Genomic DNA, 26,666 nt, shown 5'->3' with positions numbered 1-26,666 from the left:
GGCGGGAGTATCTAAGGCGATGAACTCCCCAAAAGGATCAGGAGCCTAAACCTTTTTAAGGGCAGGTACAGAGGGCGGAAAACAGCTGTAAACAATCGCTTGTCGCAGACGCCGGAACAGGCCTTGATCGGGACCTGGACAAGAGGGTTGAAACCTTGATGCGCCGCCTCTGGCGGGGCGACGCAACTTAATGAAAGGCGGTTGTAATTCCGGGACCGGATTATTTCAAAACGTCACAAAACCGTTTTTTCAGAGCCCCGTCCCCGCCATCCAGGCCTGGCCTGCACCAGACTGGGATAGGGAATCAATCAGCCTGGCTGATACCCGAATTAACCGAAGCTGCCGATGTTGCAAGCGCCTGTTCGAGTGCGTAGGCATAGCTCAGCAAAGCACCTTCATCCCAGGCAGTGGAAAGAAAATATAACCCTCTTGGCAGGCCATTCTCTTCGAGCCCGACAGGCACGGTTATTCCCGGATAACCTGCGATAGCGCCAACCGCTTTGAAAGAAACCTCTGACCAGTCAATGAGCACGTCCAGCGAGTGTTGCTGCAAGAGCCCATCGATCAATTGTCGATGAGCAGCACGCAAGCTGGTTGCAATCGACAGGTAATCCTCCTGATCTACAGACACGCTGGAGGAGTCAATCAATAAATCCTGATCATAAGCTTGCGCCCCAGGAAACGCGGTGTTGAATGCAATGATCTCATCCAGCGTGCTGACACCCAGCCCGGTGCGTGTGCTCAAGTAAGCGTTAAGCTCGCGCTTGAAATCATGCAGCAGCACTAAATACTCTGAAGTGCTATCAATCGACGGAACATCGACGGGAACCAGTATCGCCCCGGCAGCACTCAGACGACTCTTCACCTTTTGGAATTCAGGATCGTCATCCATTGGCATGCCGTCATGGGTGTGGTTTGGATAGCCCAGGCGCTTGCCGCGCAAGGCGTCCGTTCTGAGGTGGTCGACATAGTTCACTACATCGGTGGAGGCTCGGGCGGTGGCTTCGTCGAGAGGGTCGTTGCCGCTCATCGCCGTCAGCAGGATCGCGGTATCCGTGACCGTTCGCGCCATTGGGCCGGGGGTGTCCTGACGACTGGAGAGCGGAATCATACCGGTACGACTAAGCAGACCCAGCGTAGGCCTAAGCCCTATGACACCACTCGTGGCGGCAGGTTGAATGATCGAACCATTGGTCTCGGTGCCTACCGCCAAAGGTGAAAATCCAGCTGCAAGACCCACTGCCGAACCTGAGCTGGAGCCAAGCGGATCAGCGCTCAAGTCATAGGGATGACGCGTCTGCCCGCCTCGGCTGCTCCAGCCGCTAGGTACCTCGTACCCACGGAAATGCGCCCATTCGCTGAGATTGGCCTTGCCGATAATGATCGCGCCGGCATCGCGAAGCCGCTGCACCACAAAAGCATCGCGTGGAGCAGGCAATCCGACCATTGAGAGAGCGCCCGCAGTGGTCTGCATCTGATCGCCCGTATCAAGATTGTCTTTTACCAGTATGGGGATGCCATGCAGCGGCCCACGTTTCTCCCCGCGAGAACGCTCCCCGTCCATTTGCGCAGCTATCTGCAGAGCGTCGGGGTTGATTTCAATGACAGCGTTGAGCGCCGGGCCATTTTTGTTCAGCACTTCGATGCGCTGAAGCAAGTCTGTCACCAGCCCGACAGAGGTCAGGTTGCCTGCACTCATGCGTCGCTGAAGCTCGACACCGGATTCAAAGTAAACAGCCTTGTTTTCGATGATCGAACCGAAAACGGGTCCATCGAAGTTGGCGGGTGTCTGGCTGGCAAATGCAAAGGGCGCTATCGAGAGCGCGAAGCAGAAACCAAACTGATTTTTCATGATGTCCTTCCCTGGTTGATAAAACGCTCGTCTTGAGCGAGTTACACCAAGCTTAGGAAGGAGGTGGCAGAGGGGATGTCAGAAAAGTCGGTAAATAACACATGAAGGGTAGGCGCTTGTTGTCAGAGCGCGCCTCAGTAACGGCGCGCTCTGGCAACACAAGGCTCAGACGCCCAGGTAATCCAGAATCCCTTCAGCCGCATTACGGCCTTCGAAGATAGCGGTCACCACCAGGTCGGAGCCGCGCACCATGTCGCCACCGGCGAAGATCTTCGGGTTGCTGGTCTGGTGCTTGTACTGTGCTTGTTCCGGGGCCACGACACGGCCCTGGCTGTCAGTACTGATCGTGAACTGCTCGAACCATGGCGCAGGGCTTGGGCGGAAGCCGAATGCGATGACCACGGCTTCTGCCGGGATAATCTCTTCGGAACCCGGAATCGGCTCCGGGCTGCGACGACCACGAGCATCAGGCTCGCCGAGACGCGTCTCCACCACCTTCACGCCTTCGACCTTGCCATCGCCCACGATGGCGATAGGCTGACGGTTGTAGAGAAACTTCACGCCTTCTTCCTTGGCGTTCTTCACTTCCTTGCGCGAGCCTGGCATGTTTTCTTCGTCGCGACGATAAGCGCACGTCACCGACTTGGCACCCTGACGGATCGAGGTGCGGTTGCAGTCCATCGCGGTGTCGCCACCGCCCAGAACCACGACACGCTTGCCTTTCATGTCGACAAAATCTTCCGAGGCCTTTTCAAAGCCCAGATTGCGGTTGACGTTGGCGATCAGGAAGTCGAGCGCATCGTGCACGCCCGGCAGATCCTCACCGGGGAAGCCGCCTTTCATGTAGGTGTAGGTGCCCATGCCCATGAATACAGCATCGTATTCTTCGAGCAGTTGATCGATGGTGACGTCCTTGCCGACTTCGGTGTTGAGCCGGAACTCGATGCCCATGCCGGTGAACACTTCACGGCGATGGCTGAGTACGGATTTTTCCAGCTTGAACTCGGGGATGCCGAAGGTCAGCAGACCACCGATTTCCGGATTCTTGTCGAACACCACCGGCGTCACGCCGCCGCGCACCAGCACGTCGGCACAGCCCAGGCCTGCAGGCCCTGCACCAATGATGGCGACGCGTTTGCCGGTTGGCACGACTCTGGACATGTCCGGACGCCAGCCCATGGCAAACGCGGTGTCGGTGATGTACTTCTCGACCGAACCGATGGTGACCGCGCCGAAACCGTCGTTCAGCGTGCAGGCACCTTCACACAGGCGATCCTGCGGGCACACGCGGCCGCAGACTTCCGGCAGAGTGTTGGTCTGATGAGACAACTCCGCCGCCGCGAGAATATTGCCCTCGGCGACCAGCTTGAGCCAGTTGGGAATGAAGTTGTGCACCGGGCACTTCCACTCGCAATACGGGTTGCCGCAACCCAGGCAGCGATGCGCCTGATCGGCGGACTGCTGGGGCTTGAACGGTTCGTAGATTTCCACGAACTCCTTCTTGCGTTGACGCAGCAGTTTCTTCTTCGGGTCTTTACGTCCGACGTCGATGAACTGGAAGTCGTTACTGAGACGTTCAGCCATTCTCTGGAGCCTCTTTACGGCAGCTTCAGGTTACAAGCCTGAAGCTGCAAAAAATCGTGATCGCAGGCAATTAGCGCACTGCCGTTGGCTTGCGGTTTGAAGCTCACCGCTAGCAGCTGCTTTTATTGCGGATTCGCCCGAGTGCTGGAGAGCAGCGATTTCAGGTTGGCAGCCTTGGGCTTGACCAGCCAGAAACGACGCAGGTAGTCGTCCAGGTTTTCCGCAAGATTACGGCCCCATTCGCTGTCGGTTTCAGCCACGTACTCGTTGAGAACGCTCTGCAAGTGTGTGCGATAGGCTTCCATCGACTCGCCGCTGATGCGCTGGATCTCGACCAGCTCATGGTTGACCAGGTCAACGAAGGTGTTGTCCTGGTCGAGCACGTAAGCGAAACCGCCCGTCATACCGGAACCGAAGTTGTAGCCGGTCTTGCCCAGTACGCAGACGAAACCACCGGTCATGTATTCGCAGCAGTGATCACCAGTGCCTTCCACAACGGTGTGGGCACCCGAGTTACGCACCGCGAAACGCTCGCCCGCCGTGCCCGCCGCAAACAGCTTGCCGCCGGTTGCGCCGTACAGGCAGGTGTTGCCGATGATCGCGCTCTCGTTGGTCTTGAACGGGCTGCCCTTGGGCGGCACGATCACCAGCTTGCCAGCGGTCATGCCCTTGCCGACGTAGTCGTTGGCATCGCCTTCCAGATACATGTTCAGGCCACCGGCGTTCCACACTCCGAAGCTCTGACCGGCAGTGCCTTTGAAGCGGAAAGTGATCGGTGCCTTGTTCATGCCCTGGTTGCCGTGCAATCGGGCGATTTCGCCGGAAATCCGTGCGCCAATGGAACGGTCGCAGTTGCAGATGTCCAGTTCATACTCGCCACCGCTGAGCGATTCAATGGCCGGCTTGGCCATCTCCACCATCTGCTCGGCCAACAGACCCTTGTCGAACGGCGGGTTGCGATCCACCAGGCTGAACTGAGGCTTGTCAGCCGGAATGTGGTCGCTGCCCAGCAACGGTGTCAGGTCCAGATGCTGCTGCTTCTCGGTTTCGCCCGGCAGGATATCCAGCAGGTCGGTACGGCCGATCAGTTCTTCCAGCGTGCGAACGCCCAGCTTGGCCAGCCACTCACGGGTTTCTTCAGCCACGTAGGTGAAGAAGTTGATCACCATATCGACGGTGCCGATGTAGTGGTCCTTGCGCAGCTTTTCGTTCTGCGTCGCAACGCCGGTAGCGCAGTTGTTCAGGTGGCAGATACGCAGGTATTTGCAGCCCAGCGCGATCATCGGCGCGGTGCCGAAACCGAAGCTTTCAGCGCCGAGAATGGCCGCTTTGATCACGTCCAGTCCGGTTTTCAGGCCACCGTCGGTCTGCACCCGGACCTTGCCGCGCAGGTCGTTGCCGCGCAGGGTCTGGTGAGTTTCGGCCAGACCCAGTTCCCACGGCGCGCCAGCGTACTTGATCGAGGTCAGCGGCGATGCGCCGGTGCCACCGTCGTAACCGGAAATGGTGATCAGGTCGGCATAGGCCTTGGCCACGCCAGCGGCAATGGTGCCAACGCCCGCTTCTGCCACCAGCTTGACCGAAACCAGCGCCGCCGGGTTGACCTGTTTCAAGTCAAAAATCAGCTGCGACAAGTCTTCGATGGAATAGATGTCGTGGTGCGGAGGCGGCGAAATCAGCGTCACGCCCGGCACGGCATAGCGCAGCTTGGCGATCAGCCCATTGACCTTGCCGCCCGGCAGCTGCCCGCCCTCGCCCGGCTTGGCACCCTGTGCAACCTTGATTTGCAGCACATCGGCGTTGACCAGGTATTCTGGCGTGACACCAAAGCGGCCCGTGGCGATCTGCTTGATCTTGGAGCTGCGGATGGTGCCGTAACGCGCCGGATCTTCGCCACCTTCACCGGAGTTGGAACGCGCGCCCAGGCGGTTCATTGCCTCAGCCAGCGCTTCGTGAGCCTCCGGCGACAAGGCACCCAGAGAAATACCGGCCGAATCGAAGCGCTTGAGGATTTCGCTCAGCGGCTCGATTTCGTCGATGTTCAGCGGCTGGTCAAGCGTCTTGACCTGCAGCAGGTCGCGAATCATCGACACCGGACGCTGGTCTACCAGCGAGGTGTATTCCTTGAACTTGCTGTAGTCGCCCTGCTGCACGGCGGCTTGCAGGGTGCTGACCACGTCCGGGTTGTAGGCATGGTATTCGCCACCAAACACGAACTTGAGCAGACCGCCTTGCTGGATCGGCTTGCGCGTGCTCCAGGCTTCGGCTGCCAGCGCTTTCTGTTCGGCTTCAATATCGACGAAACGCGCGCCTTTCAGGCGGCTCGGCACACCGCGGAAACTGGTGTCGCAAACTTCCTCGGACAGACCGATGGCTTCAAACAACTGCGCGCCACGGTAGGACGCAACGGTCGAGATACCCATCTTCGAGAGGATCTTGAGCAGACCCTTGGTGATGCCTTTGCGGTAGTTCTTGAAGACTTCGTACAGATCGCCCAGCACTTCGCCAGTACGGATCAGATCGCCCAGCACTTCATAGGCCAGGAACGGATAGACCGCCGACGCGCCGAAGCCGATCAACACCGCGAAATGGTGCGGGTCACGCGCGGTTGCGGTTTCGACCAGGATGTTGCTGTCGCAGCGCAGGCCCTGTTCGGTCAGACGGTGGTGAACCGCGCCGACCGCCAGCGAAGCATGCACCGGCAGTTTGCCCGGTGCGATGTGTCGGTCGCTCAGCACGATCAGGGTACGACCGGCACGCACGGCCTCTTCGGCCTGATCGGCAACGCTGCGCACAGCGGCTTCAAGACCCAGGCTTTCATCGTAGTTCAGGTCAATGATGTGGCGTTCGAAGCCCGGACGCTCCAGGTTCATCAGCGAACGCCATTTGGCTGGCGAAATGACCGGCGAACTGAGGATTACGCGTGAGGCGTGCTCTGGCGATTCCTGGAAGATATTGCGCTCGGCACCGAGGCAGATTTCCAGCGACATGACGATGGCTTCACGCAGCGGGTCGATCGGCGGGTTGGTCACCTGCGCGAACTGCTGGCGGAAGTAATCGTAGGGCGAACGCACACGACGCGACAACACCGCCATCGGTGTGTCGTCACCCATCGAGCCCACAGCTTCCTGGCCCTGTTCACCCAGCGGGCGCAGCACCTGATCGCGTTCTTCGAACGTGACCTGATACATCTTCATGTACTGCTTGAGCTGCTCGCTGTCGTAAAAAGCCGAGCCGTGGTCGTTGTCTTCCATGGTGGCCTGAATGCGCAGGGCATTCTTGCGCAGCCATTGCTTGTACGGATGACGCGACTTGAGACGGTTGTCGATGGCGTCGGTGTCGAGGATCTGACCGGTTTCAGTGTCCACGGCAAAGATCTGCCCAGGACCGACGCGGCCCTTGGCGATAACGTCTTCAGGCTTGTAGTCCCACACGCCGATTTCCGACGCCAGGGTGATGTAGCCGTTCTTGGTCGTGACCCAGCGCGCCGGGCGCAGGCCATTGCGGTCGAGCAGGCAGACGGCATGACGACCTTCGGTCATCACGATGCCGGCCGGGCCGTCCCACGGTTCCATGTGCATGGAGTTGTATTCATAGAAGGCGCGTAGATCCGGGTCCATGGTCTCGACGTTCTGCCACGCAGGCGGAATGATCATGCGCACGCCACGGAACAGGTCGATGCCGCCGGTCACCATCAGCTCAAGCATGTTGTCCATGCTCGATGAGTCCGAACCCACGCGGTTGACCAGCGGGCCCAGCTCGTCCAGATCCATCAGGTCGTTGGTGAACTTGGTGCGGCGCGCCTGTGCCCAGTTGCGGTTGCCGGTGATGGTGTTGATCTCGCCGTTGTGGGCAAGAAACCGGAACGGCTGCGCCAGCGGCCATTTCGGCAGGGTATTGGTGGAAAAGCGCTGGTGGAACACGCAAATGGCAGTCTGCAGACGCTCGTCGCTCAGGTCCGGGAAGAAGGCCGTGAGATCGGCCGGCATCATCAGGCCTTTATAAATGATGGTCTTGTGCGAAAAGCTGCAGATGTAATGATCGGTATCTGCGGCGTTGGACACTGACGAACGGCGGCGCGCGCTGAACAGTTTGATGGCGAATTCCTGATCGCTCAGGCCTTCACCACCAATGTACACCTGCTCGATTTTCGGCAGGCGCTCCAGTGCCAGACGGCCCAGGACGCTGGTATCGATCGGCACCTGACGCCAGCCGACCAGTTCCAGGCCCTCGGCGAGGATCTCGCGGTTCATGTTTTCGCGTGCGGCGTCCGCCTTGGCGTCGTCCTGATTAAGGAACACCATGCCCACAGCATATTGGCGGGGCAGATCGGCACCGAAGTGCTCTTTGGCCATCGCACGCAAGAAGCCATCGGGCTTCTGAATCAACAGACCGCAACCGTCACCGGTCTTGCCGTCGGCGTTGATACCGCCACGGTGGGTCATGCAGGTCAGGGCCTGAACGGCCGTCTGCAACAGGTGATGACTGGGCTCGCCCTGCATATGAGCGATCAGGCCGAAGCCGCAGTTATCCTTGAATTCATCTGGTTGGTACAGACCTGCTTTCATAGACACTTTCTCACCAGGCTGCCTCTATGCGAGGCAAATTTCCTTTTAATTCAACCAATTACCTGTCACGCCGAACGTACGCCAGCTTCGGACAGGCAAAACGGAGGTCATTGTACACAGCGACACAAGGGCTAACAAATTTAACGACGACTGGTTGATAATCAATGTCGCAATTATGAAAGTTTTAAAACGGGTCGCTGTGCTAGTCAAAGCATTTCTTCAAGTATCTGACTGACGCGACGGGAGACTGTAAAGCGCTTGTAACGCAGACGCCGCAAGGCGCGCACCAATCAGGTGGCGCGCTTTGCGGGTTAAGTCAGGCTGGCTGGGTGAAGCGGCCCGGATAAGGCCGCTGCGACTTCAGCGACTGGCACCAAGCTCTTGTTGGACGCTGGCGACAGTACGGGGCCAAGGTTTACCAGCCTGAACCTTGGCTGGCAATACCTTGATGGCTGCCAGGGCGGCAGCACGGTCAGGAAAGTTGCCATACGTGATGACGTACAGCGGCTTGCCCTGCAGGGTTTTCTTGAAATAACGGTACTCGCCACCTTGCTCTGCGATGTAGGCCTGAGCGGTCGCTTCGGAGCTGGTGCCCAGAATCTGTACCACATAATGGCCTGGCGCCTGACTGCTGTACCAATTGCTACCGGCAGCCGGTTTGGCGGCTGCTGGCGCAGGTTTTTCCGCAGGCTTGGCAGCCGGGGCCGGAGCTGGCTTGGCTGTGGCGACCTGAGCAGGCGCAGGTGCAGGCGCTGGCGCTGGCTTGGCGGCTGGGGCAGGAATAGACGAGCGTGGCGTCTGGGCAGCAGCCTGACCGGCAGGCACGCCCGCAGGCGGCGCAGTGGTGGTCACGGTCGGCGGCTGGGCAGGCGAACCTGTCGGAACCGCGTCTTCGTCGGAATCACTCGACCCGGCCGCTTCTGCCAGCGGGCCGCGCATCACCGGTTGCGAGTTGCCATTCATCGGCAGCGGCATCGGCTGGGAATTGCCCGCGAACTCGATGGCCGGGCTACCGTTGTTCGATTGCTGAGCAGTTGGCTTGCCCTCGCCCAGCGGCAATTGCGCCTGAGCAGAAGCAGGGGCATTGGCTGGCGTGCCCGTTTTGTCACCGCGACCCGGGATCAGCACTGCTGCTGCCACGGCCACTATGACGACGGCACCCAAGGCCAATACGTGTTTTTTCGGCATGTTGAACCCCACACTTGGACGCTTGACCGCGGAACGACTCGCGATCATCGCCTCGATCATTGAATCGCGGGCTACCTGGTTGATTGCCCCAGGCCAGCCATCGGACTGTTCATGAATATCGGTGATCTGGTCGGCAGTGAACAACGCGATTCCTTGCCCTGCACCCTCCAGACGCTGAGCCAGATACTCTCGGGTTTCCTCTTCCGTATAGGGTTGCAGCTCGATGACGTGAAAGCGTTCGCCTTCGACATCGCCCTGCAGGTCGGCACACATCTGATCGAGACGATCGAGCAGCGATGGCTCTCCGAACAGGAATACATGCGGACGCCCTTCAGGCGTTCCCGCAGCAAGACCCAGCAACGCTTCGAGCGCCGAATCGCCCAGTTGTTCCGCGTCGTCAACCAGCAAGTAGACTTCCTGGCCGGTCAGCCCGAGCTGCACGACCTGCGACAGGATCGCCTGCATTTCAGCCTGGGCAACGCTCAGCGCCTGGGCAACCTGCTGCAGCACACCTGCCGCATCGCCAGCGCCGCGTGCAGAAACCACAACGCTTTGCACCGACTGCTTGTTGGTGCTTGCTACCAGCGCCTGACGCAGCAGGGTCTTGCCGCTGCCCTGCGGCCCGGTCACTGCCAGCAACAACTGGCTGTAACGCGCCAGATGATGAAGCTGACCCAGTACAGGCTTGCGCTGGGCAGGAAAGAATTTGAAGCCAGGTACCCGCGCTGCAAAGGGGTCATGACTCAACTGATAATGGCCGAGGAAGGCCTCGTCGGCATGCAAACTAGTCATGGGTTTTCCGTTAACCTCTAAGCTGATCCACCAGGGCGCGATAGTCCGCAACCAGAGTGGCCTGTAATACTTCTTTTGGATAATCGTCCGTGATAACCGCTTCACCCATCTGGCGCAACAGCACCAGACGCAAGCGACCGTCGATGACTTTCTTGTCGATCGCCATGTGTTCGAGGAAATTGTCTTCCGTCATGTCCTGTGGTGGCACCACAGGCAGCCCGGCGCGCTGAAACAGGCGAATACCGCGATCCCGATCCTGCGTGCTGATCCAGCCCAGACGCGAGGACATTTCCAGCGCCATGACCGTACCGGCAGCTACTGCCTCGCCATGCAGCCAGACACCATAGCCCATATGCGTCTCGATGGCGTGACCGAATGTGTGACCCAGGTTCAATGTGGCGCGGACACCGGACTCACGCTCGTCGGCGCCGACCACCAGCGCCTTGGCTGCACAGGAGCGTTCGATGGCCACGGTCAGCGCCGCCTGATCCAGTCCGCGCAGCGCGTCGACGTGCTCTTCAAGCCAGGTCAGAAACGGCTCGTCGCAGATCAGGCCGTACTTGATGACCTCTGCCAGCCCGGCGGACAGCTCACGCTCGGGCAGGGTATTGAGCGAGGTGGTATCGATCAGCACGACGCTTGGCTGATAGAAGGCCCCCACCATGTTCTTGCCCAGCGGATGATTGATGCCGGTCTTGCCGCCCACCGAGGAGTCCACTTGGGACAGCAACGTGGTGGGGATCTGGATGAAATTTACGCCGCGCTGATAACAGGCGGCAGCGAACCCGGCCATGTCGCCAATCACACCGCCACCCAGGGCGATGACCGTGGTGCGGCGATCATGACGAGCGGTCAGCAGGCCATCGAAAATGGTCTGCAGGGTTTCCCAGTTCTTGAACGCCTCGCCATCGGGCAGAACAATCGGAAGAACGTTGTAACCGGCCAGGGTCTGCGTCAGACGCTCCAGATACAGCGGTGCCACTGTCGTGTTGGAAACGATAGCCACCTGACGCCCGACGATATGCGGGGTCAGGAGCTCTGGCTGATCCAGCAGGCCTTCGCCAATATGGATCGGGTAGCTACGCTCACCAAGCTCGACCTTAAGTGTCTGCATGTGTCCCCACATTGATTACCGGTTGGACGGTTTGTGCTTCAGCAGGTCATGACGCAAGGCCATGCACCGTCGCTGTTTTGCTGGTCGACGAGAATAGCGCATTTTCGCCTGCGCTTTAACGGGGAGGAAGCTCTGCAAGGCGCGCCAATATCTCGAGAACCACCATTCGGGGTGGCCGCTCATCGGTTTCAATCACCACGTCGGCGATTTCCCGATAAAGCGGGTCGCGGATAGCCAGCAATTCACTGAGCACCCGGGCCGGATCAGCGGTACGCAACAAAGGACGATTTCGGTCACGCGCGGTGCGCCCGACCTGCTGTTCTATGGAAGCATGCAGATACACCACGCGCCCACCGGCACGCAACGCCTGACGGTTTTCACCGCGCATGACCGCACCGCCACCGGTGGCCAGAACCAGGCCATCGGCTTCGCACAGCTCGGCAATCATGGCCTGCTCGCGCTCACGGAAACCCGGCTCGCCTTCCTTGTCGAAGATCCACGGGATATTGGCGCCCGTGCGCAACTCGATTTCCTTGTCGGAATCCTTGAACGGCAGTCGCAACTCTTTGGCAAGCAAACGGCCGATGGTGCTTTTGCCAGCACCCATCGGCCCCACAAGTATTAAATTTCGCACAAAATCAACGACTCACAGAAATCGCCTGGTTGTTCATGATACGCGGAGTCAAAAATACCAACAGCTCGGATTTGGACTCGGATACCACATCGCGCCTGAAAAGCCGGCCAAGATACGGTACATCGCCAAGAAATGGCACTTTATCGACAACTTTACTTTGCGTATTTGAGAACACACCACCAATGACGATGGTTTCGCCATCGGAAATCAGCACTTTGGCGTTGACCTCGTTTTTCTTGATGGGTGGTACACCAAGCACCGCATTCAGGTAGTCCGGCTCATCCTTGGTGACCTTGACCTCCATGATGATGCGGTTGTCCGGCGTGATCTGCGGCGTTACCTCAAGCGACAGCGAGGCTTCCTTGAAGCTCACCGTGGTTGCACCGCTGGAGCTGGATTCCTGATACGGGATCTCGGTGCCCTTGAGGATCTTGGCGGTTTCCTTGTCGGAAGTGACTACCTTGGGCTGGGAGACGATTTCACCGTTACCGGTCTTCTCCATCGCGCTCAGCTCAAGGTCCAGTAACGTATTGTTGGTGACGAAGCCCAGGCCAATGCCGGAGGTTGCGCCAGATGCGCCCATATCGACAAACGGCACGTTGGAGGTCACGTTGCTGCCAGTGTTACCTGCCTCATCGCCATTATTATCAAGGCCATAGGTTGTCCATTTTCCATTGCCGCTGGTGTTGGTCGAGCCGCCCCAGCGCACACCCAGTTGCTTGTTGTAATCGACGTTGGCCTCGACGATGCGCGCCTCGATCATCACCTGACGCACCGGAATGTCCAGTTGCGAGACGATGCGACGCAGTTCGTCGAGCCGGTCCTGGGTTTGATAGGCAATGATGTTGTTGGTCCGGTCGTCCACAGTGATCGAGCCACGCTCGTCGGTCTTGGACTCGGCGCTGGTCACCGACTGGAACAGCTTGGCGATATCGGCAGCCTTGGCGTAATTGACCTGCAACAATTCACGACGCAGGGGCGCCAGCTCGGCGATCTGCTTGAGCGATTCAAGCTCCTGACGCTCGCGGGCAGCAATTTCATCGGCGGGCGCGACCAGCAGAACGCTGCCGACCTTGCGCTTGTCCAGGCCCTTGGTTTTCAGCACCAGGTCCAGCGCCTGATCCCATGGCACGTTCTGCAGACGCAGAGTAATACCGCCCTGAACCGTGTCGCTGGCTACCAGATTGAGGTTGGTGAAGTCGGCAATCAGTTGCAGCACCGAGCGTACGTCGATGTCCTGGAAGTTCAGCGACAGCTTTTCACCGGTGTACACCGGTTTGTCAGCGGCGCGGCGGTCCAGATCCTCATTGGTCAACGGCCGCACACTGATGGTCAGCTTGTTTTCGGTCTGAAACGCCGAGTAGTCGAAGGCACCCGACGGCTCGATCAGGATACTGGCCTTGTCGCCCGTAGCCGACGCACTGACAAACTGCACCGGCGTGGCGAAGTCCTTGACGTCCAGCCGCACGCGCAGCGGTTCGGGCAGTTGGGTCTTGGCGAAGTCGACACGGATCTTGCCGCCCTGCTCCTGAATATCCGGGGCAATGCCGGGGTTGCTCAAGTCTATGATCACATTGCCTTCACCCAGCTCGCCGCGCTGGAAATCGACATTCCTGATGGCCTTGACGCCCGCAGGGATAAACGGTTTGGCAGATGCCGGAGTGGGTGGCGGCACCGCTACCCGTTGCGCGCCCATCGCGGTGGTTGGCTGGGAAGCCTGCGCAGCGGCTGCGCCCTGACCGATAACCACGTAAAGGTTGTTACCGTCGACGCGGGAGCTGTAGGGCGAAAGCGTGGTCAGGTTAATGATTACCCGCGTGCGGTCCTGAGCCTGTACAACGACCACGCTGCGTGCGTTACCGTTACCGAGTTCACGGCTTTTGGTCGCCAACTGACTGGTCACGCCCGGCAGGTCCAGCGCAATACGCGCAGGTTGCGCCGTGGTGTAACCGCGCGGCGCAGGCACCGGCGAGTCGAATGCCAGCTTGAGCTCGATGCGATCACCCGGCAGGGCGGCGACATCCAGGGTCTTGAGGTTGGCAGCCTGGAGAACCGGCGAAAGCATCGCGATGCATAACGACACGCCGATAATCGAGAAAATCCGGGTCATGATCAATTTCCGTTGAGCGCTACTGTGCATACTTGGCCTTGCCCACTTCATGAGCGTTCTTTGAGGGCGATAGTGCGCGGCCTTTCCAGCCAGGCCCCCTCTCCATCAGGAACAATTTCAATGACATCTACCTGCGCATCACCGATTGACACTACCCGGCCGTTGTTACGGCCCAGGTAATCTCCCACCTTGACGCGATGAACGCCTCCCGCACCGCGCAACAGGGCAAATGTCCCTGACTCGTTGCCAATCGTGCCGACCATCTCGAACGACTCGATATTGAACCCTTCCAGGAACTGCCTGACCCGGTGCTCGTCCGGTGCTACCAGCCGCGAGCCCTTCTGGCGGTTGAGCAGGTCGATCTTGACCGGCGGCTGAAAAGGACTGCGCAGCGTAGAGGCGTTGTAGGTGAACGCTTCATACGGACGAAACTTCGGCAGGGCCTCGATAGTGCCGCTCGGGCGCGCTCTGGCCTGATCCATGAACGCCGACAGGTCGGCAAAATCATTGTCATTACCGCAACCGGCCAACCCTGTCATAACCACACTGACGCACAGCAATCGCGCCGCCCTCATTTCTTCAGCCCTTCATCGTTGTAGCGGTAGGTCTTGGCCAGAATGCTCATGCGCAACTTGGTCGGCACCTTCGGATCGACCGGTTTGATCTCGAAATCATGCAGCGTGACGATGCGCGGCAGGCTGGCGACACCGCTGACGAAGGTTGCCAGGTCGTGATAACCACCGACTACCGTGATCTGTATCGGCAGCTCGATGTAGAACTGCTGAACCGCCTCGGGCAGCAGTTTGATTTCCTCGAACTCAAGCCCGCTTCCCAGTCCGGTCCGGGTTATATCCTCAAGCAAGCCAGGCACTTCGGTGTCGCTGGGCAATTGCCGCAGCAGAGCACCGAAGGTGTTTTCCATTTCTTCCATCTGCTTCTTGTAAGGCTCAAGGTTGGCAGCCTGGAAGGCCTTGTTGGAAAACTGCTCCTTGAGCGTCACTTCACTGTTCTGTGCGCTTTCCAGCTGGGTCTCCAGGTCCTGAATAAAGAAGAAGTAGCCCAGTGCGAAAATCAGTACCGCGACCAGCACGCCGGCAATGGCCTTGACCGCTGCTGGCCAGGAACCCAGGTTGTTCAGGTCCAGCTCGCTCAGGTCAACCTTGCGAAGCCCTTCCAGCCATTCAGACATATTCATGGCTTGGCTCCTGTAGCGGGCGTGGTTGCAGCGGGTGCAGCCGCGGCAACCGGCGGCTGGGTCTGACGCACTGTCAACTGAAAGACGTTGGCCTGATCCACAGCCCCTGCAGTCGTGGCCTTCACTTCAGTCAGGCTCGGCGCTTCCAGCCAGTCAGAGGCTTCAAGGTTGCGCATCAGGTCGGAAACCCGGTTATTCGATTCGGCAGCGCCACTGATGGCAATCAGCTTGTCGGTCATTTTGACCTGCGAGAAATAAACGCCATCCGGAAGAGTGCGCGCCAGTTGATCGAATACACGCCCCGTGATCGGGCGGTTGCCTTGCAGGTCCTGAATGATCTTCATGCGCTCAAGTAACTGTTTGCGACGCGCCTTCAGGTCGCTGATCTCCTTGATGCGTATATCGAGCTGAGCGATCTGCGTCTGCACAAACGCGTTGCGCGCCATCTGATGCTCAATGGCGTTGCTGACGTAACGATCAATCAGAAACAGAATACCGACTGACACCACCAACACGCCGACCAGCGCGGTCAGGAAGCGCTTTTTACGTTCTTCGCGAAGCTCTTCGCGCCACGGTAATAAGTTGATCCGCGCCATCAGTCGAAGCTCCTCAACGCCAGACCGCACGCGATCATCAACGCGGGAGCGTCACTGGCCAGCGCCCCGGCATTGACCTTGGAGCTCAGGGCCATGTCGGCAAACGGGTTGGCGACCATCGTCGGGGTGCCAATGCGTCGTTGAATCAAATGCTCCAGCCCTGAAATCGAAGCCGTGCCGCCTGCCAGCATGATGTGATCCACGGAGTTGTATTGACCGGCCGCAAAGAAGAACTGCAAAGAACGGGAGACCTGCTGCACCAACGCATCCTTGAAGGGGTCCAGCACCTCGCTGACATAGTCGTCGGGCAACCCGCCCTGCTTCTTGGCAAGCCCGGCCTCCTCCATGGAAAGCCCATAGCGGCGCTGGATTTCGTCAGTCAGCTGGCGGCCACCAAACAGTTGCTCGCGGGTATAGATGATCCGGCCATGATGCAGCACGCTGAGGGTGGTCATGGTGGCACCGATATCGACCACCGCCACGGTAAGCTCGTCATGACCGTTACCCAGTTGCGCAGCCAGCAGGCCGAACGAGCGCTCCAGGGCATAGGCCTCGACGTCCACCACGCGCGCAGTCAGCCCGGCCAGAGCCAGCGCCGCCTCACGCACTTCGACGTTCTCTTTGCGGCAGGCAGCCAGCAATACTTCGACGCGTTCGGGATTGCGCACCGAGTAGCCCTGCACTTCGAAATCGATGGCGACTTCTTCCAGCGGATAAGGGATGTACTGGTCAGCCTCAAGCTTGAGCTGGTTTTCCATGTCGTCGTCGGAAAGACCGGCGTCCATTTCAATCGTCTTGGTGATCACGGCGGAACCGGCTACGGCGACCGCCACGATCTTGACGCTGGTCTTGGCCTTGGCGAGCACGCGAGACAGCGCCTGACCAACCCCTTCGAGCTCGGCAATATTCTTTTCGACGACAGCGTTGGCCGGCAACGGCTCGACTGCGTAAGACTCGACCTTGTAACGAGTGCCGGAACGACTCAATTCCAGGAGTTTTACCGAGGTGGAGCTAATATCGATCCCTAGAAGGGTGTTGGCCTTCTTACTGAAGAGTTCGAACACAACCTGATTCCTATGAGTTTCCGCCACTTACGGAGTTATTTCGGGCCAACGTCACTGTCGACAGCCTTGACAGTAGCGCAAATCACGCTCGTGGACGAAAAATGCTTATAATGCCCAGCGATTTTTTCATTTAAGAAAGCTTCAAGGCGTGTTCATTTGTAAATGCCTGCGCTTAACCCATTATTTTTTCTGGAAATCCAAAAGCCTTGATACGCCTGCTGAAGTTTTTCTGGTGGTCCCTCGTCGCGGTATTCTGCTCGCTGTTGCTTGGCCTGAGTGGCGCGTTTCTCTACCTGAGCCCGACCCTGCCATCGGTTGAAGCGCTGCGAAGCATTCAACTGCAAATCCCCCTGCGCGTATTCAGCAGCGACGGCAAGCTGATTGCCGAGTTTGGCGAGATGCGCCGCACGCCGATTCGCTTCGCGGAAATTCCACCCAATTTCATCAACGCCCTGCTATCGGCCGAAGACGACAACTTCGCCAACCACTATGGCGTCGACCCGAGCAGCCTGATGCGTGCTGCCACACAACTGGTAAAAAGCGGCCATATTCAGTCAGGCGGCAGTACCATCACCATGCAGGTCGCGAAAAACTTCTTCCTGACCAGCGAAAGAAGCTTTTCACGCAAAACCACCGAGATTCTGTTGGCCTTGCAAATCGAGCGCCAACTTACCAAAGACGAGATTCTCGAGCTGTACGTCAACAAGATTTATCTGGGTAACCGCGCCTACGGAATCGAAGCCGCGGCGCAAGTCTACTATGGCAAATCGATTCGCGATGTAAGCCTTGCGCAAATGGCCATGATTGCCGGTCTACCCAAGGCGCCGTCACGCTTCAACCCGCTGGCCAACCCGACCCGCGCCAAGGAACGCCGCGACTGGATCCTGGGCCGCATGTATCGCCTGGGCAAGATTGACCAGACCGCTTACCAGGCCGCTTTGAATGAGCCGCTCAACGCCAGTTATCACGTGCCGACGCCGGAAGTGAACGCGCCGTACATTGCTGAAATGGCGCGCGCCGAAATGGTCGGCCGTTACGGCAGCGAGGCCTATACAGAGGGCTTCCGCGTCACTACCACGGTGCCGAGCGACCTTCAGGAACACGCCAACAAGTCCATCCAGCAGGGCCTGATCGATTACGACCAGCGCCACGGCTATCGCGGCCCGGAAAGCCGCTTCCCGGGCATGACGCGCGCCAACTGGGTACAGGAACTGACCAAACAACGCATGATCAATGGCCTCGAGCCCGGCATCGTGACGCAGGTCGACAAGACCGGTCTACGCGTTCTGACCCGCAACGGCGAGAAGGAAGAAACCGTCGACTGGGCCACCATGAAGTGGGCGCGTCCTTACCTGAATACCAACAGCCTGGGCGCGAATCCGAAGCAGCCAGGCGATGTTGCGAAGGTGGGCGACCTTGTTCGGCTGTTGCGCCAGGACGACGGTTCGCTGAAATTCAGTCAAATTCCCGTCGCGCAGAGCGCCCTGGTCTCGCTTGACCCGCAAAACGGCGCCATTCGTGCACTGGTCGGCGGCTTCGCTTTCGAGCAGAGCAACTACAACCGCGCCATGCAGGCCAAGCGTCAGCCGGGCTCCAGCTTCAAACCGTTCATCTACAGCGCTGCACTGGATAATGGCTACACCGCCTCCAGTCTGGTGAACGACGCACCTATCGTGTTTGTCGACGAGTATCTGGACAAGGTATGGCGTCCGAAAAATGACACCAACACCTTCCTTGGGCCGATCCGCCTGCGCGAGGCGCTGTACAAGTCTCGCAACCTGGTCTCGATCCGCCTGCTCCAGGCCCTCGGTATCGACAGCACCATCGACTACATCACCCGCTTTGGCTTCTCCAAGCAAGACTTGCCGCGCAACCTGTCGCTGGCACTGGGCACGGCTACATTGACCCCGATGGAAATCGCCACCGGCTGGGCCACCTTTGCCAATGGCGGTTACAAGGTCAGTCCTTATCTGATCCAGACCATCGAGAACCGTGACGGGCAGACCCTGTTTGTGGCCAATCCGCCAAGCGTTCCGGCCAACGACGTCAATACTGCGCCCAACACGTCGACCTTTGCCGTGCATGACAGCCCGAGCGTGATCGCAGGCCCACCAGGGACACCGGCCCAGCCGCAAGCGCCCGCCGTTGCAGAGCGAGTTGTGGATGGCCGCACGACCTACATTCTGAACAGCATGCTGCAGGACGTAATCAAGCGCGGCACCGGGCGGCGCGCTCTGTCGATGAACAGGCCGGATATCGCCGGCAAGACCGGTACGACCAACGATTCCAAGGATGCGTGGTTCTCCGGTTACAACGCGGACTATGTGACAACTGTCTGGAGCGGCTTCGATCAGCCTGAAAGCCTTGGTCGTCATGAATTTGGCGGTACGGTCTCCCTGCCGATCTGGATGGACTACATGAGCGCTGCACTCAAGGACAAGCCACCGCATCAGCAGGCAGAACCGCCGGGCATCCTCAGCCTGCGCGTAGACCCACTAAGCGGCCGCGCTGCCACGCCCAGCACGCCGAACGCGTTCTTCGAACTGTTCAAAAGCGAAGACACACCGCCAAGCGTCAACGAACTGGGCGGCAGCAGCGCACCGGGCAGCCCGTTGCCAGCGGATGAGTCAGCACCGATCGATTTGTTCTGATAGCACTGCGCAGGTAGGTGACGCAGAGCGTCACCCAAGGCATTCCCACGCTGGAGCGTGAGGAACGATGATCCTAACTATCCCGTTAATCCCAATATCGTGCGACGCTCTGCGTCGCATGCCGTTATGGACGCTACACGTCCGCTCTTGATTCAGCGGTGCCGCGCAGATTTGTGACGCAGAGCGTCACCCAAGGCATTCCCACGCGGGAGCGTGAGGAATGATGATCCCAACTATCCTGTTAATCCCAGCTATCGTGCGACGCTCCGCGTCGCATGCCGTTCTGGACGCTCCATGCCCGCTCTTGATTCAGCGGCGCGGCGCAGATTTATGACGCAGAGCGTCACCCAAGGCATTCCCACGCTGGAGCGTGAGGAACGATGATCCCAACTATCCCGTTAATCCCAACTATCGTGCGATGCTCCGCGTCGCATGCCGTTCTGGACGCTCCGCGTCCTCTTTTGATTCAGCGGCGCTGCGCAGATTTGTGATGCAGAGCGTCACCCAGAGCATTCACACGCCGACGCGTGAGGAACGATAATCTCAATTCCAGGCATAAAAAAACCCCTGCATCGCTGCAGGGGTTTTTTATTGCATCAAGGATCAGCCCTTGAACACATCATCCACGCTGGTCAGCGGGTAGTGCTTCGGATACGGCAGGGTGGCAACACCGCTCTCGATGGCTGCCTTGGCAACTGCATCGGCGATCAAGCCCAGCAGGCGGGTGTCCATTGGTTTCGGGATGATGTACTCACGACCGAATTCCAGTTTGATGCCGCCGTAGGCATCGCTGACTTCCTGAGGAACAGGCAGTTTGGCCAGTTCACGCAGGGCGTTGGCTGCAGCGATCTTCATTTCTTCGTTGATACGCTTGGCGCGAACGTCCAGAGCACCGCGGAAGATGAACGGGAAGCCCAGAACGTTGTTGACCTGGTTCGGGTAATCCGAACGGCCGGTCGCCATGATCACATCGCTACGGGTGGCGTGAGCCAGCTCCGGGGAGATCTCCGGGTCCGGGTTCGAGCAGGCGAACACGATCGGGTCCTTGGCCATCAGCTTGAGGTTTTCAGCGCTCAGCAGATTAGGACCTGACAGGCCCACGAATACGTCAGCGCCATCCAGCGCATCGGTCAGCGAGCGTTTCTCGGTCGCGTGAGCGAACACAGCCTTGTACTGGTTCAGGTCGGTACGGCCGGAGTGAATGACGCCGGTACGATCGACCATGAAGATGTTTTCGATCTTCGCGCCCATGCTCACCAGCAGCTTCATGCAGGAGATGGCTGCAGCGCCAGCGCCCAGGCAGACGATCTTCGCGGTATCGAGGGTTTTACCGACAATTTCCAGTGCGTTGATCATGCCGGCAGCAGTCACGATAGCGGTGCCGTGCTGGTCATCGTGGAAAACCGGGATGTCGCACTGTTCGATCAGCGCTTTCTCGATTTCAAAGCACTCAGGTGCCTTGATGTCTTCCAGATTGATACCACCGAAGGTGATGGAGATACGCTTTACGGTGTCGATGAACGCCTGCGGGCTTTCGGAATCGACTTCGATATCGAAAACGTCGATACCGGCGAAACGCTTGAACAGAACCCCTTTACCTTCCATGACCGGCTTGGAGGCCAATGGGCCCAGATCGCCGAGGCCGAGAATAGCGGTGCCATCGGAAATAACTGCTACCAGGTTGCCTTTGCCGGTGTACTTGTAAGCCAGCTCGGGGTCACGGGCAATTTCACGCACGGGTTCAGCAACGCCAGGGCTGTAGGCCAGAGCCAGGTCACGAGCGGTTGCAGTCGGCTTGGTGAGTTCGACGCTCAGCTTCCCCGGACGAGGATTGGCATGGTATTCGAGCGCGGCAGTTTTCAAATCTGACATGTATTGGATTCCGCTTTTTTTACTGTGGGACAGACGGACCGCCGAGGATACGCAAGATGCATAGTCCTAACAAGACTGACCAGTCACTGCTGTCAATAGGCACAGGATTAGACTTTACGCTTAGATGCCTGAAACGTGAACAACCGGCCACCCATCACCAGACAACTGGCCAAAAGGCAGTATCTATCGACCTGACGGGCTCAGCATCGCGGGGTGGGTCAGTGGCAGCAGCCAGCGTGCCTGCCCTGATTTCAGAGCACCGCGCCGGGACCGATCGACCACCCAGCCGCGCGCCTCGACCTGCCGGCCCTTGAGGCGCTCCAGCATTGCCGTGTCGAATGAGTTCACGTTAGCCGGGGCAACACGCAGGACCAGCGAGCCTTGCAACTCGATCCAGATACCGCCGCGATTGCGCTGCACGCTCTTGACCTGACCGGACACAATCGCAAAGCCGCTTTTGCTCAGCCTGGTCGAGGGCTGAACCGGCGAGTCGCGCCACACACCCAATTGCGCCTGCCGCGCCGCACGTTCGGCAACTTGCTGGCAATCGACCAGCGCAACGTTGGGCGCAACGGCCACCAGATACCCCAGCCCTTCGCTGAGCAACTGCGCCTCAAGGTTTGCACCCTTGCGATCATAGACGTTGGCCAGAGTACGACCGTAATGGTCCTTGCCCTGCTGGCCGACACGCAAACCGACCTGACCGCCGCTTTCATCCACCAGTGCCTGCAAACGTCTTTTCGCAGCCTCGGCAAACGGCTCGGCAGACTGGCCTTTCTTGCCGGTCTCAGGCGTGTTGAGCCCGATCATCCGCACGCTGCGGCCATCACTCAGGCGCAGCGTGTCGCCATCGACCACACGCTGCACCTGCGCAACCGGCAACGAGGCAGGTGCCGGACAGAAGGCCTGCGCGCCGGACACCCAAATCGCGGACATAAAAAAGACGCCCACAAGGAGCGCCTTTTCAAGCAGCCTGGAGATGCCCATGGGGCAGCCAGTCTTACTTCGCTTTGGTAGCGCCGAACGCACCGAAACGGGATTTGAACTTGTCGACACGGCCGCCAACGTCAAGCGTCTTCTGCTTGCCGGTGTAGAACGGGTGGCACTCGTTGCACACGTCCAGGCTTAGCGGAGCGGCCAGGGTGGAACGGGTCTTGATGACATTGCCGCAGCTGCAGGTAGCGTCAATGGCTTCGTAAACTGGATGGATATCAGCTTTCATCGGTACTTCCTCGGTCTAACGCGCCGCCATCCAACACTATTGTTGAATACCGCACGGAAATAGGCTGCGGATAGTACCAGACAATTGCAACGACGCAAGCGAACCTTCACACCGGTCGTCTGCTAAGATCGCGCCTCCGTCATCACTCATCATCACAGGGAAACACCGCGTGCCCGACGCCATCCTGCGCCTTGCCCTGCCCTCGCCGCTTCGCCGACTGTTCGACTACCGCGCTCCTGCGGGCGTGTCGCGTAGCGCCTTGCAGCCTGGCATGCGTCTGCGGGTGCCATTCGGGCGACGGGAAATGATCGGCATTCTGGTGGAAGTGGTCGATCACAGCGAAGTGCCTGCCGACAAGCTCAAACCGGCCATCGCCCTGCTCGACAGCGAAGCGCCATTGCCGTCCGCGCTGTTCAAGCTGTGCCTGTGGACCTCGCAGTATTATCAGCACAGCCTGGGCGACACGCTGAGCTGGGCCTTGCCGGTGCTGTTGCGTCAGGGCGAACTGGCCGAAAGTCGCCAGGAACGCTTCTGGCACGTTGCACCGGGCGCCAGCGTCGGCGACCCGCGCATCGCGCGAGCGCCCAAGCAACGCGAAGCGCTGACCACCCTCGCCCAGCACCCGCATGGCGTGGCGCATCAGTTGCTGAGCAAGCTGATGCTTAATAAAGACAGCCTCAACCTGCTGCTGGCCAAGGAGCTGGTTTATGTCGAGGTTCGCAGCCACGCACCCAGCGCACGCCATGAACACTGGCTGGCCCAGCCTGAATTGCCGCTCAACACCGAGCAACGCGCTGCTTACGAAGCCATCCGTGCCGGGTTCGACAGCTTTCATGCGTTTTTGCTGGCTGGTGTCACTGGCAGTGGCAAGACTGAAGTCTATCTGCAACTGATCCGCGAAACGCTTGAGGCCGGTAAACAGGCGCTGGTGCTGATTCCGGAAATCAACCTCGGCCCGCAGACCCTGGCGCGTTTCGAACAGCGCTTCAATGCCCGCATCGCGCTGCTGCATTCGGCAGTCAACGACCGCGAACGACTGGATGCCTGGCTGGCAGCCCGCGATGGCGAAGCCGACATTATTATCGGCACGCGCTCGGCACTGTTCACGCCGATGAAGAACCCCGGCCTGATCATCATCGACGAAGAACACGACGGCTCCTATAAACAGCAGGAAGGTCTGCGCTATCACGCCCGTGATCTGGCCCTGGTGCGAGCCCGTCAGGAAAACATCCCTATCGTCCTCGGCTCGGCCACGCCTTCGCTGGAAAGCCTGCACAACGCCTACACCGGCCGCTACGGCCTGTTACGCCTGAACCAGCGTGCAGGCGGTGCGCAACAGCCGCGTTTCATGCGCCTGGACGTCAAGAGCAGGCCACTGGACAGCGGCATTTCCGGGCCGATGCAGCAAGCCATCGGCCAGACGCTTGCGGCAGGTCAGCAGGTGCTGGTCTTCCTCAACCGTCGCGGCTTCGCACCCACCTTGTTGTGCCACGACTGCGGCTGGATGTCTGGCTGCCAGCGCTGTGATGCGCGCATGACCGTGCACCAGCGCTCGGGCGAACTGCGCTGCCATCACTGCGGGTATGTCGAACGTGTACCGCGCCAGTGCCCGTCCTGCGGCAAGGTGGATTTGCGCCCGGTAGGCGCGGGCACCGAACGCGCCGAAGAGCGCCTGGCGATTCTGTTTCCGGACTTTCCCGTGCTGCGCGTGGATCGCGACAGCACCTCGCGCAAGGACGCCATGAATCAGTTATTCGCGACCATCCAGCGCGGCCAGCCCTGCATTCTGGTGGGTACGCAAATGCTCGCCAAAGGGCATCACTTCCCACGGGTAACGCTGGTGTCGATTCTGGATGCCGACGGCGGGCTGTTTTCCGGTGACTTCCGGGCCAGCGAGCGCATGGCGCAGTTGATCGTGCAGGTTGCAGGTCGTGCCGGCCGCGCGGAAGAGCCGGGCAAGGTGATCATCCAGACTCATCTGGCCGATCACCCACTGCTGATCCAACTGACCGAGCAGGGTTATTTCGCCTTCGCCGAGCAGGCCTTGAGCGAGCGTCGTTCGGCTGGCTTGCCGCCGTTTTCACACCTCGCCCTGCTGCGCGCCGAAGCGCACAAGCCGGGGCAGGCCGAAGCCTTTCTCGATCAGGCTTGCAGTGACGCCGAGCAACTGGTTGCGCAAATGGGCCTGGGCGGCATCGAGCTGCTGGGGCCGGTTCCGGCACCTATGGAACGCCGCGCCGGGCGTTACCGGGCACAGCTGCTGGTACAGTCCAGCGCACGCGCGCCACTGCACAAATTGCTTGCCACCTGGCTGCTCGCGCTGGAGCAAATGCCCAGCGGACGACAGGTCAGATGGTCGCTGGATGTGGACCCGGTGGATCTTTATTAAGTCACGCCGTTGGCAAGCACGCTTGAGCAACGGATAATGCGGAGTTTTTCCACCCGCGCATCGAAGCGCCACCGCGCTTGCGGTCGAAGAGAGCACAATGAAAGACACCATTCGCCAGCTGATTCAACAAGCCCTGACCCGTCTCGTCACCGAGGGCGTCTTGCCAGAAGGGCTGACGCCGGCGATTCAGGTGGAAAACGCCCGCGACAAGACCCACGGCGACTTCGCCAGCAATATCGCGATGATGCTCGCCAAGCCTGCCGGCATGAAACCGCGCGATCTGGCTGAAAAGCTGATCGCCGCCCTGCCTGCCGACGAGCAGGTCAGCAAGGTCGAAATTGCCGGTCCGGGCTTCCTGAACTTCTTCCAGAACACTGCGGCGCTGGCCGCACGCCTCGACGCTGCACTGGCCGACGCGCACCTGTCAGTCCGCAAGGCGGGCGCTGTACAGCGCGTGGTCGTCGATCTGTCGGCACCGAATCTGGCCAAGGAAATGCACGTTGGCCATTTGCGCTCGACCATTATTGGCGACGGCGTGGCGAACGTTCTGACGTTTTTGGGCGACACAGTCATTCGCCAGAACCATGTGGGCGACTGGGGCACCCAGTTCGGCATGCTGCTGGCCTATCTGCAGGAAAAACCGGCGACCAGCGACGAGCTGTCCGACCTGGAAAACTTCTACCGCGCCGCCAAGCAGCGCTTTGACGAATCCGAAGAGTTCGCCGAGCGGGCGCGAGGCCTGGTGGTCCAGTTGCAGGCAGGCGATGCCGAGTGTCTGGCCCTGTGGACACGCTTCAAGGACATCTCGCTGTCGCACTGCCAGGAAACCTACGAGCGCCTCAACGTCAAGCTGACCCCGGCAGATGTGATGGGCGAAAGTGCCTACAACGATGACCTGGCCAACGTGGTCAACGATCTGAAAGCCACTGGCCTGCTGGTCGAGAGCAACGGTGCGCAATGTGTGTTCCTCGAAGAATTCCGCACCGCCGATGACACGCCTCTGCCGGTGATCGTGCAGAAGGCCGGTGGCGGCTACCTGTACGCCACCACCGATCTGGCCGCCATCCGCTACCGCAGTAAGGTGCTCAAGGCTGACCGCGTGCTGTATTTCGTCGATCAGCGTCAGGCCCTGCACTTCCAGCAAGTGTTCGAAGTCGCTCGCCGCGCCGGTTTCGTCCACGACGGCATGCAGCTGGAACACATGGGTTTTGGCACCATGAACGGCGCCGATGGCCGTCCGTTCAAGACCCGCGACGGCGGCACGGTCAAACTCATCGACCTGCTCGATGAAGCCGAAGAACGTGCCTACACGCTGGTGAAGGAAAAGAACCCGGAAGTCGCCGAGGCCGAGCTGCGCAGCATTGCCAAAGCCGTGGGCATCAGCGCGGTGAAATACGCTGACCTGTCCAAGCACCGCGCCAGTGATTACAGCTTCAACTTCGATCAGATGCTGAGCTTCGAAGGCAATACCGCGCCTTATCTGCTATACGCCTACACCCGTGTGGCCGGTGTATTCCGCAAGCTGGGCACGCCGTTCGACGCCAGCAAGGGGCAGATTGTCCTGGCAGCACCGCAAGAGCAGGAACTGGCTGCACGTCTGGCGCAGTTCACTGAAACACTGAATAACGTCGCAGAAAAAGGCACACCGCACGTACTTTGTGCTTACCTGTATGACCTTGCGGGTCTGTTTTCGAGCTTTTATGAAAACTGCCCGATCCTTGGTGCGGAAAATCCCGATCAGCAGCAAAGCCGTCTGCGCCTGGCTGCCCTGACCGGCCGCACCCTCAAGCAAGGCCTGGACCTGTTGGGTCTGGAAACTCTGGAGCGTATGTAAG

At 59.5% G+C, this 26,666-nt stretch carries 17 protein-coding genes; 3 read left to right on the top strand and 14 right to left on the bottom strand.

Going from position 1 to position 26,666, the window contains the following annotated elements:
* Positions 1-304: 304 nt before the first annotated feature.
* The 11 genes from RYA97_RS00195 to RYA97_RS00145 form a co-directional block, all read right to left on the bottom strand.
* On the bottom strand, positions 305-1,852 hold the full coding sequence (locus RYA97_RS00195) for an amidase family protein (RefSeq protein WP_117140320.1): 1,548 nt from the start codon (positions 1,850-1,852) through the stop codon (positions 305-307).
* Between the two features lie 165 nt (positions 1,853-2,017).
* The gene (locus RYA97_RS00190) at positions 2,018-3,436 is read right to left on the bottom strand and encodes an FAD-dependent oxidoreductase (protein ID WP_117140319.1); all 1,419 of its coding nucleotides are present in this window, start codon (positions 3,434-3,436) and stop codon (positions 2,018-2,020) included.
* A 122-nt stretch (positions 3,437-3,558) separates the two neighbouring features.
* A complete protein-coding gene (gltB, locus tag RYA97_RS00185; protein WP_004667265.1) occupies positions 3,559-8,004 on the bottom strand; it encodes a glutamate synthase large subunit in 4,446 nt (1,481 codons plus the stop codon).
* Between the two features lie 360 nt (positions 8,005-8,364).
* The gene (locus RYA97_RS00180) at positions 8,365-9,984 is read right to left on the bottom strand and encodes an SPOR domain-containing protein (protein ID WP_005778690.1); all 1,620 of its coding nucleotides are present in this window, start codon (positions 9,982-9,984) and stop codon (positions 8,365-8,367) included.
* A gap of 10 nt (positions 9,985-9,994) precedes the next feature.
* Positions 9,995-11,098: a 3-dehydroquinate synthase gene (gene aroB, locus RYA97_RS00175; RefSeq protein ID WP_002551658.1), complete on the bottom strand. Its 1,104-nt coding sequence runs from the start codon at positions 11,096-11,098 to the stop codon at positions 9,995-9,997.
* A gap of 115 nt (positions 11,099-11,213) precedes the next feature.
* Positions 11,214-11,732, bottom strand: a complete 519-nt coding sequence (gene aroK, locus RYA97_RS00170; RefSeq protein WP_002551657.1) for a shikimate kinase AroK — start codon at positions 11,730-11,732, stop codon at positions 11,214-11,216.
* Between the two features lie 4 nt (positions 11,733-11,736).
* Positions 11,737-13,842 (bottom strand): type IV pilus secretin PilQ, encoded by a 2,106-nt coding sequence (pilQ, locus tag RYA97_RS00165; protein WP_005743117.1) that lies wholly within the window; start codon positions 13,840-13,842, stop codon positions 11,737-11,739.
* Positions 13,843-13,889: 47 nt separating this feature from the next.
* Positions 13,890-14,417: a type 4a pilus biogenesis lipoprotein PilP gene (gene pilP, locus RYA97_RS00160; protein ID WP_002551655.1), complete on the bottom strand. Its 528-nt coding sequence runs from the start codon at positions 14,415-14,417 to the stop codon at positions 13,890-13,892.
* Positions 14,414-15,037: a type 4a pilus biogenesis protein PilO gene (gene pilO, locus RYA97_RS00155; protein WP_002551654.1), complete on the bottom strand. Its 624-nt coding sequence runs from the start codon at positions 15,035-15,037 to the stop codon at positions 14,414-14,416. Before pilO ends, pilP begins: the two co-directional genes overlap by 4 nt.
* Positions 15,034-15,633 (bottom strand): PilN domain-containing protein, encoded by a 600-nt coding sequence (locus RYA97_RS00150; RefSeq protein ID WP_004654254.1) that lies wholly within the window; start codon positions 15,631-15,633, stop codon positions 15,034-15,036. The genes pilO and RYA97_RS00150 overlap by 4 nt, the downstream gene beginning before the upstream one ends.
* A complete protein-coding gene (locus tag RYA97_RS00145) occupies positions 15,633-16,697 on the bottom strand; it encodes a pilus assembly protein PilM (protein WP_002551652.1) in 1,065 nt (354 codons plus the stop codon). The genes RYA97_RS00150 and RYA97_RS00145 overlap by 1 nt, the downstream gene beginning before the upstream one ends.
* Positions 16,698-16,906: 209 nt before the next feature.
* Here RYA97_RS00145 and RYA97_RS00140 point away from each other — a divergent pair, with 209 nt between their 5' ends.
* Positions 16,907-19,348 carry a penicillin-binding protein 1A gene (locus RYA97_RS00140; protein WP_371911680.1) on the top strand — a complete coding sequence of 814 codons (2,442 nt, stop codon included), beginning with the start codon at positions 16,907-16,909 and terminating at the stop codon, positions 19,346-19,348.
* Positions 19,349-19,951: 603 nt separating this feature from the next.
* On the opposite strand, the gene RYA97_RS00135 is transcribed toward RYA97_RS00140, so the two are convergent.
* The 3 genes from RYA97_RS00135 to rpmE all read right to left on the bottom strand — a co-directional run bounded on the left by RYA97_RS00135 (position 19,952) and on the right by rpmE (position 22,442).
* Positions 19,952-21,220 (bottom strand): malic enzyme-like NAD(P)-binding protein, encoded by a 1,269-nt coding sequence (locus RYA97_RS00135; RefSeq protein WP_011167463.1) that lies wholly within the window; start codon positions 21,218-21,220, stop codon positions 19,952-19,954.
* 183 nt (positions 21,221-21,403) lie between these two features.
* Positions 21,404-22,207 carry a thermonuclease family protein gene (locus tag RYA97_RS00130; RefSeq protein WP_005743119.1) on the bottom strand — a complete coding sequence of 268 codons (804 nt, stop codon included), beginning with the start codon at positions 22,205-22,207 and terminating at the stop codon, positions 21,404-21,406.
* Between the two features lie 13 nt (positions 22,208-22,220).
* Positions 22,221-22,442, bottom strand: coding sequence for a 50S ribosomal protein L31 (rpmE, locus tag RYA97_RS00125; RefSeq protein WP_002551648.1), 222 nt, complete (start codon positions 22,440-22,442; stop codon positions 22,221-22,223).
* Between the two features lie 169 nt (positions 22,443-22,611).
* On the opposite strand from rpmE, the gene RYA97_RS00120 reads away from it, so the two are divergent.
* Both RYA97_RS00120 and argS read left to right on the top strand, forming a co-directional pair.
* Entirely contained in the window at positions 22,612-24,831 is a 2,220-nt protein-coding gene (locus tag RYA97_RS00120) for a primosomal protein N' (RefSeq protein WP_117140315.1), read from the top strand.
* A 97-nt stretch (positions 24,832-24,928) separates the two neighbouring features.
* Positions 24,929-26,665 carry an arginine--tRNA ligase gene (argS, locus tag RYA97_RS00115; RefSeq protein WP_117140314.1) on the top strand — a complete coding sequence of 579 codons (1,737 nt, stop codon included), beginning with the start codon at positions 24,929-24,931 and terminating at the stop codon, positions 26,663-26,665.
* The last annotated feature ends 1 nt before the right edge of the window (position 26,666 follow it).

It is taken from the genome of Pseudomonas syringae group sp. 26L6 (assembly GCF_032587815.1).
Taxonomy (GTDB): Bacteria; Pseudomonadota; Gammaproteobacteria; order Pseudomonadales; family Pseudomonadaceae; genus Aquipseudomonas; species Aquipseudomonas amygdali.
Note: the sequence above shows the minus strand (reverse complement) of the source record. Positions and strands in the feature narration are given on the sequence as shown.

Excerpts from the sequence above, each read along its gene's own strand:
- pilQ (WP_005743117.1), bottom strand. The coding sequence starts at position 13,842 with ATGACCCGGATTTTCTCGATTATCGGCGTGTCGTTATGCATCGCGATG.
- rpmE (WP_002551648.1), bottom strand. The coding sequence starts at position 22,442 with ATGAAAGCTGATATCCATCCAGTTTACGAAGCCATTGACGCTACCTGC.
- RYA97_RS00135 (WP_011167463.1), bottom strand. The coding sequence starts at position 21,220 with ATGTCAGATTTGAAAACTGCCGCGCTCGAATACCATGCCAATCCTCGT.
- RYA97_RS00190 (WP_117140319.1), bottom strand. The coding sequence starts at position 3,436 with ATGGCTGAACGTCTCAGTAACGACTTCCAGTTCATCGACGTCGGACGT.
- RYA97_RS00150 (WP_004654254.1), bottom strand. The coding sequence starts at position 15,633 with ATGGCGCGGATCAACTTATTACCGTGGCGCGAAGAGCTTCGCGAAGAA.
- gltB (WP_004667265.1), bottom strand. The coding sequence starts at position 8,004 with ATGAAAGCAGGTCTGTACCAACCAGATGAATTCAAGGATAACTGCGGC.
- pilP (WP_002551655.1), bottom strand. The coding sequence starts at position 14,417 with ATGAGGGCGGCGCGATTGCTGTGCGTCAGTGTGGTTATGACAGGGTTG.
- aroB (WP_002551658.1), bottom strand. The coding sequence starts at position 11,098 with ATGCAGACACTTAAGGTCGAGCTTGGTGAGCGTAGCTACCCGATCCAT.
- pilO (WP_002551654.1), bottom strand. The coding sequence starts at position 15,037 with ATGAATATGTCTGAATGGCTGGAAGGGCTTCGCAAGGTTGACCTGAGC.
- RYA97_RS00195 (WP_117140320.1), bottom strand. The coding sequence starts at position 1,852 with ATGAAAAATCAGTTTGGTTTCTGCTTCGCGCTCTCGATAGCGCCCTTT.
- argS (WP_117140314.1), top strand. The coding sequence starts at position 24,929 with ATGAAAGACACCATTCGCCAGCTGATTCAACAAGCCCTGACCCGTCTC.
- RYA97_RS00130 (WP_005743119.1), bottom strand. The coding sequence starts at position 22,207 with ATGGGCATCTCCAGGCTGCTTGAAAAGGCGCTCCTTGTGGGCGTCTTT.
- RYA97_RS00180 (WP_005778690.1), bottom strand. The coding sequence starts at position 9,984 with ATGACTAGTTTGCATGCCGACGAGGCCTTCCTCGGCCATTATCAGTTG.